This is a genomic window from Brevundimonas sp. EAKA, from assembly GCF_000698025.1.
Taxonomy (GTDB): domain Bacteria; phylum Pseudomonadota; class Alphaproteobacteria; order Caulobacterales; family Caulobacteraceae; genus Brevundimonas; species Brevundimonas mediterranea_A.
Window position 1 is genome coordinate 1 of record NZ_JMQR01000078.1, and the last position, 14,615, is coordinate 14,615.

At 66.1% G+C, this 14,615-nt stretch carries 9 protein-coding genes and 1 riboswitch; of the genes, 7 read left to right on the forward strand and 2 right to left on the reverse strand.

Translation table 11 applies throughout. The annotated features are described in order from the left end of the window. Positions 1-404: 404 nt before the first annotated feature. On the forward strand, positions 405-1,772 hold the full coding sequence (locus ER13_RS17975) for an AAA family ATPase (protein ID WP_081836214.1): 1,368 nt from the start codon (positions 405-407) through the stop codon (positions 1,770-1,772). Further along, on the forward strand, positions 1,769-2,428 hold the full coding sequence (locus ER13_RS17980) for a DUF4276 family protein (RefSeq protein ID WP_197019779.1): 660 nt from the start codon (positions 1,769-1,771) through the stop codon (positions 2,426-2,428). The genes ER13_RS17975 and ER13_RS17980 overlap by 4 nt, the downstream gene beginning before the upstream one ends. An 86-nt stretch (positions 2,429-2,514) precedes the next feature. On the opposite strand, the gene thiC is transcribed toward ER13_RS17980, so the two are convergent. Continuing rightward, positions 2,515-4,344: a phosphomethylpyrimidine synthase ThiC gene (gene thiC, locus ER13_RS11560; RefSeq protein WP_052005058.1), complete on the reverse strand. Its 1,830-nt coding sequence runs from the start codon at positions 4,342-4,344 to the stop codon at positions 2,515-2,517. Between the two features lie 189 nt (positions 4,345-4,533). Continuing rightward, a riboswitch (TPP riboswitch) is annotated at positions 4,534-4,643 on the reverse strand. A gap of 128 nt (positions 4,644-4,771) precedes the next feature. Between thiC and ER13_RS11565 the strand changes: the two genes are divergently transcribed. From ER13_RS11565 to ER13_RS11580, 4 genes are all read left to right on the forward strand, one after another. Beyond that, on the forward strand, positions 4,772-5,707 hold the full coding sequence (locus ER13_RS11565; RefSeq protein ID WP_035309410.1) for a nucleoside hydrolase: 936 nt from the start codon (positions 4,772-4,774) through the stop codon (positions 5,705-5,707). Continuing rightward, positions 5,704-6,555 (forward strand): ribokinase, encoded by an 852-nt coding sequence (locus ER13_RS11570; RefSeq protein ID WP_231492540.1) that lies wholly within the window; start codon positions 5,704-5,706, stop codon positions 6,553-6,555. Before ER13_RS11565 ends, ER13_RS11570 begins: the two co-directional genes overlap by 4 nt. 135 nt (positions 6,556-6,690) lie before the next feature. Then, positions 6,691-10,044, forward strand: coding sequence for an autotransporter domain-containing protein (locus tag ER13_RS11575; RefSeq protein WP_035309412.1), 3,354 nt, complete (start codon positions 6,691-6,693; stop codon positions 10,042-10,044). 166 nt (positions 10,045-10,210) lie between these two features. Then, complete coding sequence (locus ER13_RS11580; protein ID WP_035309413.1) at positions 10,211-12,673, forward strand: prolyl oligopeptidase family serine peptidase; 2,463 nt, start codon at positions 10,211-10,213, stop codon at positions 12,671-12,673. Between the two features lie 15 nt (positions 12,674-12,688). Here the strand turns inward: ER13_RS11580 and ER13_RS11585 are convergent, their stop codons facing one another. After that, positions 12,689-13,831: a zinc-dependent alcohol dehydrogenase family protein gene (locus ER13_RS11585; RefSeq protein ID WP_035309414.1), complete on the reverse strand. Its 1,143-nt coding sequence runs from the start codon at positions 13,829-13,831 to the stop codon at positions 12,689-12,691. Between the two features lie 158 nt (positions 13,832-13,989). Here ER13_RS11585 and ER13_RS11590 point away from each other — a divergent pair, with 158 nt between their 5' ends. Next, on the forward strand, positions 13,990-14,424 hold the full coding sequence (locus tag ER13_RS11590; RefSeq protein ID WP_008258890.1) for a thioesterase family protein: 435 nt from the start codon (positions 13,990-13,992) through the stop codon (positions 14,422-14,424). The last annotated feature ends 191 nt before the right edge of the window (positions 14,425-14,615 follow it).

The window sequence follows — 14,615 nt, forward strand, 5'->3', positions numbered from 1 at the left end:
TGTGTATAGCTCAAATCTTATGTACAGCGTGATTGTTTTTTGTTTAATACAACCGCACACCACGAAAATCCACACGGGTTGGCTCGTCGGCAGCGTCAGATGTTAAAAAGAGACGGACCCAGGGGGGGCGCCGAAGGCGAAATGCGCCCCCCGCGCGGATCTCGACCGCCGAGTCCGCGACAGGTTCGCGCTCTCGCGCGCCGCTGGGTCCCCCGGTCTGCGCCGCGAAGACGCGGCTTGCCGGAGGATGACGAAAGGAGGGGGCACCGCCATCGTAGGGATTGCACGAACCGAAACGCCTCCTGCTTGCGTGAGGGAAATTAGAGGACGGGCAAGTCAGGATCGGACTGGACGGGCGTGAAGCAACCGTTGCCGGGAGCGGGGGCGCACGCTAGCGTCGAGAAATGTTGACCCGAATAGAAATCGACGGCTTCAAAACCTTCTCCGGCTTTGAGCTAGACTTGCAACCATTTTCTGCGGTGGTTGGTCCCAACGCGAGTGGAAAATCCAATCTTTTTGACGCTTTGAAATTCATCTCGCTCTTAGCTCAGCACGACGTCAGAACGGCGATGCGCGACCTGCGCGGGGAGCCGGAGGAGTTGTTTCGCCAGACTGCTTCAGGCGCGCGTGATGACATGAATTTCGCAGTAGAGGTCTTCCTTGGCTCGTTTGGAACGGACGCATTTGGTGCCAAGTATGCGATTAAAGCCCAGCGGCTTAGGTATGAACTTGGTCTCTCCATAAAGAGAGATGTCAGGGGTAATCCGCATGGAATATTTGTTTCTCATGAAAGATGTTTCCCGCTTTCTAAGTCTCATGACAGGGATACGTTTCTTCGTAGGACAAATGTTTCTTACTCGCATAGAAAAAATGCATTCATTGACATGGATGATGACGCATCTGGCCGAGTTACTGCGTTTAATATTCGTCAGGATGGACCTGCTGGTGAATCTGGAGCGACAAAGCGTGGGCGCCCTGTTAAAATTCCTGCAGCTGAAGCTTCAAGAACTGCTTTGTCTACAATTGCAACGTCAGAATTCCCGCACTTATATGCTCTAAGAGATCTTCTTTCTTCTATTCGTTTTCTAGAGATAAACCCGCAATCCGCCCGCCGAGCCAGTGATAAATTTGAATCAAAATCTCTCAGGTCAGATGCGTCCAATCTTTCTGCTGTTCTAGCCAGGCTGAAGGATGAAACTAGAACTGATAAGAGGCCGAATGGGGTTGTGTCTGATATTGCGTCAGATTTGGCATCTCTAATACCTGCCGTAAAGGCTGTTAATGTTCACGATGAAGATGGATCAAAGGAATATTCATTTAGTGTTTCTATGAAAGATGATCTTCGATTTAGTTCGAGGGTAATTTCTGACGGAACGCTGAGGCTTCTTGCGCTCCTATCTATTCTAGATGACCCAGACAGGAAGGGCGTTTTGTGTTTTGAGGAACCTGAAAATGGAGTCCATGAAGGGCGTATTCCGCTTTTAATGACCTTGCTTCGAGAGTCAGCTTCAGCAGGCGACGACCTTCTTGAGGATCAGCTCTTTCAAGTTCTCGTTAACACCCATTCTCCAGCAGTCATGAAAGCTTTGGAGGATCGAGAGATTATTGCAGCTGATTCAGTTGCGACAATTGACCCGAAGAATAACACTAGATCCACACGAACTCGGATGCGGACCGGGGTTCGTTCTGACCAACTTGAACTCGATCCGGAAAGAGATCTAACGCGTACTGAAGTCGAAGCGCTTCTACGAAAATTAAGCGAGGAAGCGTGACGTATATATCGTGGGCGACAGCGTATGAAGGTGCGACTGATCGTGCGTACTATGAGGTGTTGTTACCACGGGTTTTGACGGACATTTCTCTTCGCGAAGGGGCAAGGCCCGTTCAAATACCGGAAGCTGCTGCTGTTCAATTATCGCTTTCGGGCCGAGCCGTTGAAGATGTCGCATCCGAAATTTGTAAACACGCGAAGGCTTTTCATATCGCCTTTATCCATGCGGATGTTGGTGGGCGGGGTGTGCGACAAACGTTGGCGCAGCGCTCTCAGAGCTATTGCGAGCGCGCCAATGAGCTTTGCGAATGGCCTCCGGAGCGCTGTGTAACAATCACTCCAAACCGAGAAACGGAGGCTTGGGTGCTTGCCGATGTTGAAGCGGTTCTGGATGCTCTGGGGTATGCAGGAAATGCCATCGAACTTGGCTTACCTGAAACGGCTGCGGCAGCGGAGGCGCTACCAGATCCCAAGAGCGTTTTGGAGAACGCTGTACGATTGGCGACGCCACGCCGCCGCCGATCGGCACCTAGTCAAATATTTTCAGCAGTTGCCCAAGTTCAATCCCTTGATCGTCTAAGAGGATCGGCGTCATTTAACCATTTTGAAGCACGGGTACGCGGGGCTCTCGCATCGCTTGGCGTTATGGCAGCCTAACGTCGAACGTCCCGACTTGAACGCGAGGCTGGCCTGAAACCGCCTCGCGTCCATAGCCCTGATCCCGGCGTGGCCTAGGTGGGTGGTTAGACTTTCACCTCCCCCCCCCCGCCCCCCGCGCGGAACTTCGCGCTCATCTCCGCCATCCCGGCCTCCGCCTCCGCCAGGCTCGCCCCCGCATCATTCTGCGCCATCGCATCGCGGCGGATGTCCTGGCTGATCTTCATGCTGCAGAATTTCGGGCCGCACATGGAGCAGAAGTGGGCGGTCTTGTGGGCTTCCTTGGGCAGGGTGGCGTCGTGGTATTTGCGGGCGGTTTCGGGGTCGAGGCCGAGGTTGAACTGGTCCTCCCAGCGGAACTCGAACCGGGCGCGGCTCAGGGCGTCGTCGTGCAGGCGGGCGGCGGGGTGGCCCTTGGCCAGGTCGGCGGCGTGGGCGGCGATCTTGTAGGTGATGACGCCGTCCTTGACGTCCTGACGGTCGGGCAGGCCCAGATGCTCCTTGGGCGTGACGTAGCAGAGCATGGCCGTGCCGAACCAGCCGATCATGGCCGCGCCGATGGCGCTGGTGATGTGGTCATAGCCGGGGGCGATGTCGGTGGTCAGCGGGCCAAGCGTATAGAAGGGCGCCTCGTGGCAGTGTTTCAGCTGCTCATCCATATTGGCCTTGATCTTGTGCATCGGCACATGGCCGGGGCCTTCGATCATGACCTGGCAGCCCTTGGCCCAGGCGATCCTGGTCAGTTCGCCCAGGGTGCGTAGCTCGGCGAACTGGGCCTCGTCATTGGCGTCGGCGATCGAGCCGGGACGCAGACCGTCGCCCAGGCTGAAGCTGACGTCATAGGCCCGCATGATGTCGCAGATGTCCTCGAAATGCTCGTAGAGGAAGCTCTCCTTGTGGTGGGCCAGGCACCACTTCGCCATGATGGAGCCGCCGCGCGAGACGATGCCGGTGACGCGTTTCGCCGTCATCGGCACGAAGGGCAGGCGCACCCCGGCGTGGATGGTGAAATAGTCGACGCCCTGTTCCGCCTGTTCGATCAGGGTGTCGCGGAACACCTCCCACGTCAGGTCCTCGGCGACGCCGTTCACCTTCTCCAGCGCCTGATAGATGGGGACGGTGCCGATGGGGACGGACGAGTTGCGGATGATCCAGTCGCGGATGTTGTGGATGTTGCGGCCGGTCGACAGGTCCATGACATTGTCCGCGCCCCAGCGGGTGGCCCAGACCAGTTTGTCGACCTCGTCGTCCACCGACGATAGGACGGCGCTGTTGCCGATGTTGGCGTTGATCTTCACCAGGAAGTTGCGGCCGATGATCATCGGCTCGACCTCGGGGTGGTTGATGTTGTGCGGGATGATGGCGCGGCCGCGGGCGATCTCCTGGCGGACGAACTCGGGGGTCACGAAGTCGGGGATGCTGGCGCCGAAGTCTTCGCCGTCGCGGATACAGGGGGCGTTCTGCTCGCGGCGCAGGTTCTCGCGGATGGCGACATATTCCATCTCGGGCGTGATGATCCCGGCCTGGGCGTATTCGTACTGCGTCACCGGGCGGCCCTCGACGCCCTTGAAGACGCGGTGGTTCGAGGTGTCGAAGCGGGGGGCCAGGTTCTTGCCGCTGGCGTGTCCGTTGTCCTCGGGCTTGACCTCGCGGGGATTGGCGACGGGGGCGATGTCGCCGCGATCCAGTTGCCAGGACGACTTCACGGGCGGCAGGCCGCGCTTGATGTCGATGGTGACGGTCGGGTCGGTATAGGGGCCGGAGCTGTCATAGATGGTCACCGGCGGCTCATTGGCCGACGGGTGGACGGCGACCTCGCGGAAGGGGACGCGGATGTCGGGGTACAGCTCGCCGGCGACATAGACCTTGCGGCTGCCGGCGCGTTCGCCGGTGGGGATGGCGCCCGTCTCTCGCATCACCTGCTCGCGCGCGTCCTTCAGCGCCAGATCCACAGTTCCTTCGTGGCTATCGCTCGCGACGCGGTCGCTCGCTGCTTGAGCCAGGTCGAGCTCTTCGGGCAGGACGGGCGGGGTGACTTGGATGTTCATGGCGGCCTCAAACGGTTTGAGGTCCGCCGACGTCGGGCGCGAGGGTCCTGTAACGGGGACCGGAAAGCGTACTCATCCCTTCGCCGGCATGACCCGGATCAGGTTCGACGGGTCAGAGGAGAAACCTCTATCTCAGCCGCTCGATTGCGACCCCCCGGAGAACGAGGCTCAGGGTGACGCCGGGGGAGGCGGACGTCAAGCGGGCGCAAGCGTGGCTGGAAAAGGCGTCGGATTCGCGTGGGATAAGCGGTGAAACGGACTTGCCCGCCGGCGTCTGGGAGGTCAAACGAGGGGTGTGTCTATCCAATCCCTGATCATCGATTGCGACCCCGGCGTGGATGACGCCGTGGCGCTGTTCCTGGCCTTTGCGGCGGCCGAGCCGACGCTGCTGGCCGTCACCACCGTGGGCGGCAACGTCCCCGCCCACCTGACCCAGCGCAACGCCCGGATGGTGCGCCAGATCGCCGGCCGCGAAGACGTGCCGGTGTTCGGCGGCGCCGAACGGCCGCTGAAACGACCCCCGGCGGGCGCGGGCGACTTCCACGGGCCCGAGGGGCTGGGCGACCTGGAGCCCTTCGCGCCGACCGGCATCATCGGCGACGGACCCGCCGCCAACGCCATCGTCGACCTGGTGATGAAACGCCCGGCCGGATCGGTCGCCGTCGCCGTCCTGGGGCCGATGACCAACCTGGCCCTGGCGATGAAGCGCGAACGGCGGCTGGCCGAGCATCTGGGGCCGGTCGTGGTCATGGGCGGGGCGCGGTCGGAGGGCGGCAACATCACCGCCTCGGCCGAGTTCAACATCTGGGCCGACCCGGACGCCGCGGCGGTGGTGTTCGGCTCGGGCTGCGAGGTGATCGCCTTCGGCCTGGACGCGACGCACCAGGTGCGGGCGACCGAGGCCCGGATCCGCGCCATCGAGACGATCCGCACCGACCCGGCGCGCACCGTCGCCGCCCTGCTGCGCTTCTCGCAGCGGACCGAACGGCAGGTCGTGGGATCGGAGGCCCCGCCCCTGCACGACCCCTGTCCCATCGCCTGGCTGATGAGGCCGGAGCTGTTCACCCTGAAACCCTGCCGGATCGAGGTGGAGACAGGCTCGGACCTGACGCGCGGTCATACGGCGGTGGAGTTCCGCGTCGATCCCGCCACGGCGCGGCACCGCTGGGCGGTGGCGGCGGACGGACAGGGGGTGTTCGACCTGCTGACCGAGACCCTGAAGGCCAGATGATGCGGATCACCGTCGTCGGCTCGATCAACCTGGACCTGGTCGCGACGGCGCCCCGGCTGCCGGCGCCGGGCGAGACGGTGACGGGGGCCAGCCTGGCCCGCTATCCGGGCGGCAAGGGCGCCAACCAGGCCTACGCCGCCGAGAAACTGGGCGCCGAGGTCAGCCTGATCGGCCGGGTCGGGAACGACTCCCTGGCCGGCGAGGCCCTGTCCCTGATGTCGGACCTGGGCGTCGATCTGGCGGGGGTCGAGACGGATGTGGCGGCCCCGACCGGGGTGGCCCTGATCGCCGTCGATCCGACGGGCGAGAACCAGATCGTGGTGGCGGCCGGCGCCAATCATCTGGTGACGCCCGAGCAGTTGCCCCAGCGGATCGAGGGCGCCCTGATCGTCCAGCTGGAGCTGCCGGTCGAGACGGTCGAGGCGGCGGTGGGCCGGGCCACCGGCTTCGTCTGCGCCAATCTGGCCCCCGCCCAGCCGGTGTCGGAAATGCTGCTGCGCCGCGCCGACCTGATCGTCGTCAACGAGACCGAGGCCGCCTTCTACGGCGACGGCCTGCACCGCGGCGGGGGCCGGGTGGTGGTGACCAAGGGCGCCAGGGGCGCGGCGATGTACCAGCGCGGCGTCGAAATGGCCTGGGCGACCCCGCCGACCGTCGAGGCGGTCGACGCCACCGGCGCCGGCGACGCCTTCGTCGCCGCCATCACCGTGGCCCTGCTGGAAGGCATGGAGCCGACGCAGGCCCTGCGCTTCGCCTGCGCGGCGGGGGGCTTTGCGGCGACGCGGCCCGGCGCCCAGCCGTCGGCGCCGGAGCGGCATGAGGTCGAGGCGCTGCTGGCGGGTCAGTAGGCGTCGTCGCGCCCAAGCTGTGCTGTGCTAGTGTAACGTTTTTGACACAAATTGGTCCAGGCTGGTCGTAAGCCTATTGCAGTCGGGAAATAATACGGCACGGTGGCTCCCAGGATTTTGAGGGGAGTGCACGGCATGATTGAACGTAACGGGACGGGTCGTCGTCGCTGGCTGGCGACGGCGTCGGTGATCGGGCTGATCGCGGCGGCGGGAACGGCGGCGGCGGAGGTGCCCAATGACAACTTCAGCCCGAACGCGCCGCCGGTCCTGGCCGACCCCGATGCGATCAACGGCATCGGCAACATCATCGTCGACACCGGCGGCGGCTCGGTGGGGGTCTGCACCGGCAGCCTGATCAATCCGCGCACGGTGCTGTTCGCCGCCCACTGCGTCAACGACCTCCCCGACGTCGCCTACGGATCCCAGGGCCAGGGCAGACCGATCAGCATCGGGTTCAAGGGCGACGCCTTCGACGGCATCCTGAACTGGATCACCAGCGGCGACTACGCCACCAGCTATATCGACCAGCACTACAATATGAGCCGGGTCTTCTATGACCCCCGCTCGCTGGAAGACGCCCAGGGCGGCGGCTTCTATGAGGGCGATGTCGCCATCGGCGTGCTGGATTCGCCGGCCAAGGGCGTGCCGACCTGGGCCATGCTGTTCTCGCCCCTGACCGGCGACGAGGACCGGCACGTGATCACCGGCGGATACGGCCGCAGCGGGACGGGGTCCCTAGGTTCGGTTCAGGGGATCGACTTCCGCCGTCGGGCCGCCGAGAACATGATCGGCGCCCTGACGTCGCTGGACGACATCAACCTGTTCCTGTTCGGCGACGGCGCCCAGGGCGGGCTGAGTCAGAACCTCTATATGGTCGATTTCGACGATCCGGCCGGGACCGCGACCTTCGACTTCAACATCTTCGGCGACGACGTCGCGCTGGAGAACGAAGGCATGACGGCGGGGGGCGACTCGGGCGGTCCCCTGATCCTGGATCGGGCCTTCGACACGCCGGTGGTCGTGGGCGTCCTGTCGCTGGGATCGCGCTATTTCAACGGCCAGGGGGCGGCCAGCTACGGCACGACGGCGGGCTATCAGCCCCTGTATCTGTTCACCGACTGGATCGTCGCCAACAACCCCTACAAATACGTCACCACGACCGGCGGGAACGGCGACTGGTTCGATCCGACCCACTGGGTCCAGATGATGGATCCGAACTACAAGATCATCGACGCCAACGGCAATCTGGTCACGGGCCTGCCCGCCACGCCGGCCGAGGGCGTGGATTCGCGCGGCGGCGAATGGGGCAGCATCTGCTTCTTCGGCGATTGCGCCGATGCGGGACAACTGGCCGACTACAACCATGACCGCGAGGACGGCTTGAGCGGCGGCGCTCAGCCGGTCAAGGCCGAGGTGACCGGCGGCCGCACGATCGTCGATATGAGCGGGATCGTCGCGGGCGGGGCCGGCGGGGCGGCCGGCAGTTCGCGCGGTCAGACCGCCTCCGGACTGGCGGTGCGGCACGAAGCCTCGGCGGTGGGCACGGCGCCGGGCGCGACCCTGCCGTTCGAGATCGTTCCGGGCGGACCGGGTTCGACGAATTTCGTGCCGTTCAACGTCCAGGGCGATGTGCTGGCCGGCGAGAAGCCGCTGTTCTACGACGTCAACCTGATGTCGGCGGGAACGACGACGCTGAACGCCCCCGCCGTCATCGACCGGTTGACCATCGGGACCAGCGGCGCGGTGCTGAACATCGGCGCGGACGGCCTGTTGTTCGCCCAGAACGACGTCGGCGTCTGGGCCGGTCAGCTGAACGTGGACGGCGCGCTGCTGACCTTTGAAATGCTGCTGGCGGGCGGGGTTCTGAGCGGTTCGGGCGTAGTCGACTCCACGGTCCTGACCTCGGCCATGGGCTCGATCGCCCCGGGCGGGCAGGGCGAGATCGGCGAACTGACCCTGTTGAGCGATCTGGTGCTGGCGTCGGGCTCGCGCCTGTTCATCGACATCGGCGGTGATCAATCCGACCGTCTGACGGTTCTGGCCGACAGTTTCGAGGGCACGGCCGGCATTGCCTCGCTGGGCGGGCTGCTGGGGCTCAACTTCATCAGCGCGCCGAAGTTCGGCCAGACCTATACGGTGCTGACGGCCCAGGGCGGCATCGACGGCGAATTCGACGCCGTCACCGACATCTCGGGCGTGCTGTACCCGGTGCTGGACTACACCACGACCAGCGTGGAGGTGGAGATCGAGGCGGGGTCCTATCTGGACTTCATCAACCCGAACTCGCGCGCCCAACGCACCGTCGGCGGGATGCTGGATGCAGCGCGGGCCACGGACTATGCGGCCCTGGGCGACATCTACGCCCAGACGGACCTGCTGGAAGGCGAGGCCCTGGAGGTCGGGCTGGAGAGCCTGTCGCCCTTCGCCGCCCACTCCGGCGTGACCCTGCTGTCGGCCCAGACCGAGGCTCTGCGCGGCGTGGTGGACGGACGGATCGCGCGGGATCGCTCGGGCGGGGCGAGCGAAGGCCTGACCCTGATCGGGTCGGGCGTGGAGGTCGCGTCGCTGGATCCGGCGGCGACGGCCGCAGCGGCCGGCATGGCGACCCGCCAGGCCCAGGAACGGGCGCGCTGGGGCGGATGGAAACAGGGAGTTTCGGCCTATTTCGGCGCCGGCGCCATCGAGGGCGAGGCGGGCCAGTTGCGCGGAACCCTGGCCGACAGCCGCAGCGACGACCAGAGCGCCTGGTATGTCGTCGGCGGCCTGGAACGGACCATCGACGCCCTGACCGTGGGGGCCAGCCTGGCCTATGCCGAGGGCGAGTCCGACTTCGCCGAGGGGATCAGCACGGCCGACAGCCGTCAGGTTCAGGCGACCCTCTATGGGGCGGTGGACCTGGCGTACGGCGCCTATCTGGGGGCCAAGGTCGGTTATGGCGCGGCGGATCTGGACACCGAACGGGCCTTCGCCATCGGCGGCGCCGGCTTCCGCGCCGACGGGGAGACGGACGGCAAGGTGGTCAGCGGCGGGGCCGAACTGGGCTTCAACCTGACGCGCGGCGGGCTGAAGCTGCAGCCGAACATCGGGCTGAACGCCTATTCGGTCGATCTGGACGCCTATCAGGAGACGGGCGGGGTCGCGGCCCTGAGCGTCGCCGACCAGTCGTTCGATTCGCTGCAGCACCATATCGGGCTGCGGGTCGGCGGCGAGACAAGTCGCGGCCGCTGGAGCATCAAGCCGGCGCTGGACGTGCGCTGGGTGCATGAGCTGGCGGGCGACAACCGCAATGTCGAGGCCGCCTTCGTCGCGGCCGACGGCTTCGGCGGGGTCTTCGCCGGCGCCAGCAATGACAGTGAATGGGCCGAGATCGGCGGTTCGGTCGCCATCGAGGGCGACCGGTTCGGCGTGACGCTGAAGGCCGCCTCGATGGTCGATCGCGAGGATCTGGACTACCAGACCTACAACGCCACGGTGACGATGAAGTTCTGATCCACCGGGTCGGGACGTGGAGACGGCGGCCCCGGCGGGGTCGCCGTTTTCGTTGAGCGGTCCATCGGGCCAGTAGGGCGACTGTGACAGTGTAACGTCAAAACGGCTTGGCGCCGCGCGTCGGGTGTCGTTAGGTCTCACGCTTGTAACTCGTGGGGGATTTCGGATGATGATGCGTGTTCGTGGGGCCGGTCTTGCGCTGGCGGCGGTGTTGATGGCCTCGACGGCGAGCGGGGCGTTCGCCCAGACCGCCGCCGCGCCGGCGGTTTCGGTCTATCAGCAGCCGCCGTCGCCGATCGCCGACATCCTGGACGCCAAGCCGACGCCGTCGCCGATGCTGAGCCCCGATCGCAAGATCCTGGTGCTGCTGGACCGGTCCAACCTGCCCAGCATCAAGGCGCTGGCCGAGCCGATGCTGCGGCTGGCGGGGACGCGGATCAATCCGCGCAACAACGGCATGGCCGAGAGCCGGGTGTCCTGGCTGACCGGGCTGAGCCTGCAGGCGGTGGACGGGGGACCGGCGCGGGTCGTGGCCCTGCCGGCCGAGGCGCGGTTCACGGCGCCGCGTTTTTCGCCCGATGCGAAATCCCTGGCCTTCGTGCTGGACCGGCCGACGGGGCTGGAGCTGTGGGTCGTGGATGTGGCGACGGCGCGGGCGCGGAAACTGACCGAGCCGGTGGTCAATATGACGGGCGGGACGGGCTATGAGTGGCTGCCCGACAGCTCGGGCCTGCTGGTCGAGGCGGTTCCGGCGGGACGGGGGCCGGCGCCCGATGTGACGACGGCGCCGACGGGGCCGAACATCGAGGAGACGGCCGGGCGTGTGGCGCCGGTGCGGACCTATCAGGACCTGCTGTCGAACCCCGGCGACGAGGCCCTGTTCGACCATTATTTCACCTCGCAGCTGACCCTGGTTCCGCTGAACGGCCGTGTACGGACGATTGGGGCGCCGGCCGTCTATCTGGACAGCGCCGCATCACCGGACGGGAAATACATCCTGCACGAGATCGCCAAGCGGCCTTACTCCTATGCGGTGCCGGACGACCTGTTCCCCACCGAGATCGTGGTGACGGACCTGAACGGGCGTGTGGTGCGGACCGTCGCCGATCTGCCGTTGCGGGACGATGTACCCACCGCGTTTGACGCCGTGGCGCCGGGGCCGCGCTCGGTGGGCTGGCGGGCCGATGCGCCGGCGACCCTGACCTGGGTCGAGGCCCTGGACGGCGGCGACCTCAAGCGCGAGGTGGAGTTCCGCGACCGGGTCTTCATGCAGGCCGCGCCCTTCACGGCCGAGCCGGTCAAGCTGATCGACCTGAAGGAACGGTTCGGCGGGATCGTGTGGGGCAGGGACGACCTGGCTGTGGTCAACAGCCGCTGGTTCAACACCCGGCACGAGACACGGTTCGTGGTCGATCCGTCGAACCCCGGCGAGGGGCGGGTGCTGCTGGAGCGGAACTATCAGGCGCGCTACGACGATCCGGGCCAGCCGGTGACCCAGCCCAATGCGGCGGGCCGGTCGGTGATCCGGTTCGATCCCCAGGGACGCATCCTGATGTCGGGGGCGGGGGCGACGCCGCGGGGCGCCTTCCCCTTCCTGGCGGCCATGGACCCGGCGACGGGGCGCAGCGAGCGGCTGTGGACCTCGGCCGATACGGATTACGAGGCGGTGGTCGGCTTCCTGGATGCGGACGGCAAGCGGGTGGTGACGCAGCGCGAGACGCGGCTGGACCCGCCGAACCTGCAGATCCGCGACCTGACGACGGGCCAGACCACGGCCCTGACCAACTTCCCCGATCCGGCGCCGCAGCTGGCCGGGGCGACGCGCCAGCTGGTGACCTATGAGCGGGCCGACGGGGTCAAGCTGTCGGGGACCCTGTATCTGCCGGCCGGCTACGACAAGGATCGCGACGGGCCCCTGCCGATGCTGATGTGGGCCTATCCGGCCGAGTTCACCGATGCGGCGGTGGCGGGCCAGACGGTGGATGTGCAGAACCGGTTCGTGCGGCCGGGCGGGTCCAGCCACCTGTTCCTGCTGACCCAAGGCTATGCGATCTTCGACAACCCCTCCATGCCCATCATCGGCAAGGACGGGGCCGAGCCCAACGACACCTATGTCGAACAACTGGTCGCCGACGCGAAAGCCGCCGTCGATGCGGTGGTCGGCATGGGGGTGGCGGATCGCGACCGGATCGCGGTCGGGGGCCACAGCTACGGCGCCTTCATGACCGCCAACCTGCTGGCGCACAGCGACCTGTTCAGGACCGGGATCGCGCGGTCGGGCGCCTATAACCGCACCCTGACGCCGTTCGGCTTCCAGTCCGAGCAGCGCAACTATTGGGAGGCGACCGAGATCTATACCGAGATGTCGCCCTTCACCTACGCGAACAAGCTGAACGAGCCGATCCTGCTGATCCACGGCGAGGCGGACGACAACTCGGGCACCTTCCCGGTCCAGAGCGAGCGCTTCTATGCGGCGCTGAAGGGGCTGGGGGCGACGGCGCGGTATGTCACCCTGCCGCTGGAGGCGCACGGCTATCGGGCGCGGGAATCGGTGGGCCACACGCTTTGGGAGATGACCCGCTGGATGGACCAGTATGTGAAGAACGCCCCGCCGCGGGCGGCGGAGTGACTTCAGGGCTGGTGGTCAGGGCCTGACCACCAGCCGCACCACCTCGCCGGCGTGCAGGCGGTCGAAGCCGGCGTTGATGTCGTCGAGCGGGATGACGCCGCTCATCAGCCGGTCCACCGGCAGCCGGCCCTGGCGGTAGAGGGCGACGTAGCGGAGGATGTCGCGGCTGGGGACGCAGGTTCCGATATAGGAGCCCTTCAGGGTGCGCTCCTCGCCCACCAGGGAGACGATGTTGACGGCCAGGGCCGCCTCGGGCGGGGGCAGGCCGGCGGTGACGGTGGTCCCGCCGCGCCGGGTCATCTTCCAGGCGGTGTCGAGGGCGCGGGCCGAGCCGGCCATTTCGAAGGCGAAGTCGGCGCCGCCGTTCGTCAGGGCGCGGACCTGATCCACCGCATCGGGATCGGCGCCGTTGACGGTCTGGACCAAGCCTGAAGTGGCGCCGAGGGTGCGGGCCAGGGCCAGCTTGTCCTCCGACAGATCGACGGCGACGACCGGCGAGGCGCCGGAGGCGAGGGCGCCGAGGACGCTGGACAGGCCCACGCCGCCCAGGCCGATGACCACGACGCTCTGACCCGCCTTGACCCCTGCGGTGTTCACCACGGCGCCGACGCCGGTCAGGACGGCGCAACCGAACAGGGCCGCCTCCTCGAACGACAGGTCGGGGTCGATCTTGACCAGGGAGCGACGCGAGACGACGGCGCGTTCGGCGAAGGCGGAGCAGCCGAGGTGGTGATTGACCGGTTCGCCCTCGCGGAAGAGGCGGCGGGCGCCGGACAGCAGCTCGCCCTTGCCATTGGCGGCGGCGCCCGGCTCGCACAGGGCGGGACGGCCGCCGGCGCACGGGTCGCAATGGCCGCAGGACGGCATGAAGACCATGACGACGTGGTCGCCGACCGCGAGGTCCGTGACGCTGTCGCCCAGGGCCTCGACCACGCCTGCGGCCTCATGCCCCAGGGCCATGGGCAGGGGGCGGGGACGGTCGCCGTTGATGACGCTGAGGTCCGAGTGGCACAGGCCGGCGGCCCTGATCGCGACCAGGACTTCGCCGGGACCGGGCGGGTCCAGCGTCACGGTCTCGACGGAGAGTGGCCTGCTGTCGGCGTAGGGGGGCGCGGCGCCCATGGCGGACAGGACGGCGGCGCGGGTGGTGATGCTCATGGGCACGCTCTTTCTTGCGCTACCGCCGCCGACGCGGTCGTCGGCTGCTTGAGCGCCTTGTGATCTGTCCCCTATCGATAGGCGCTTGACGCAAGGGCGTCCAAGCCCGAGCCTCGCATCGAGAGCGACGCCGAATGTCGCCCAGGAGGAAGACCGCAATGCCGAAGACGGAACTGGGCCCCTTGGCCGAACGCGCGACCTACAAGGCGTTTCACATGGTCTCGACGCGCTGGGCCGACAACGACCAGTACGGCCATATCAACAACGCCAAATTCTACGAGTTCGTGGACTCGGCGGTGAACGCCCATCTGATGATCGCCAATGCGCTGGACGAGTCCATCGGCCTGGTGGTGGACAGCGGCTGCCAATACACCTCGGCGCTGAAGTTTCCCGATGTGATCGAGGTCGGGATCAAGGTGGACCGGATCGGCACCTCCAGCGTCAGCTATGGCTTCGCCGTGTTCAAGCGCAGCGCCGACGTGCCGGCCGCCGTCGGCCATTTCGTCCACGTCTATGTTGACGCCGAGACGCGCCGACCCAAGCCCCTGCCGGCCAAGCTGAGAGCGGTGGTGGAGAACCTGAAGGCGGGGTGAGGGAAGGGCGGCGTCCTGGGGCGGGCGCGGCTTTCGGCGCAAGTTTCGATGACCGCCTTCGACCGAGGCTGTGTGAAAACGCCTCCGGAATGAGCGAATTAGGTTAGCCTCCTGAGGTCAGCAGGAGGTGGGTTGTGAGCCGCTTCGTTCAGGGTGCAGATCGCCGGCAGCAGACGCTGCTTCCCGAGTGT

What these genes read in the sequence shown, in the direction of transcription:
- ER13_RS11575 (WP_035309412.1), top strand. Translation starts at nt 6,691, where the DNA reads ATGATTGAACGTAACGGGACGGGTCGTCGTCGCTGGCTGGCGACGGCG.
- ER13_RS11570 (WP_231492540.1), top strand. Translation starts at nt 5,704, where the DNA reads ATGATGCGGATCACCGTCGTCGGCTCGATCAACCTGGACCTGGTCGCG.
- ER13_RS11580 (WP_035309413.1), top strand. Translation starts at nt 10,211, where the DNA reads ATGATGATGCGTGTTCGTGGGGCCGGTCTTGCGCTGGCGGCGGTGTTG.
- ER13_RS11590 (WP_008258890.1), top strand. Translation starts at nt 13,990, where the DNA reads ATGCCGAAGACGGAACTGGGCCCCTTGGCCGAACGCGCGACCTACAAG.
- thiC (WP_052005058.1), bottom strand. Translation starts at nt 4,344, where the DNA reads ATGCGAGAGACGGGCGCCATCCCCACCGGCGAACGCGCCGGCAGCCGC.
- ER13_RS17975 (WP_081836214.1), top strand. Translation starts at nt 405, where the DNA reads ATGTTGACCCGAATAGAAATCGACGGCTTCAAAACCTTCTCCGGCTTT.
- ER13_RS11585 (WP_035309414.1), bottom strand. Translation starts at nt 13,831, where the DNA reads ATGAGCATCACCACCCGCGCCGCCGTCCTGTCCGCCATGGGCGCCGCG.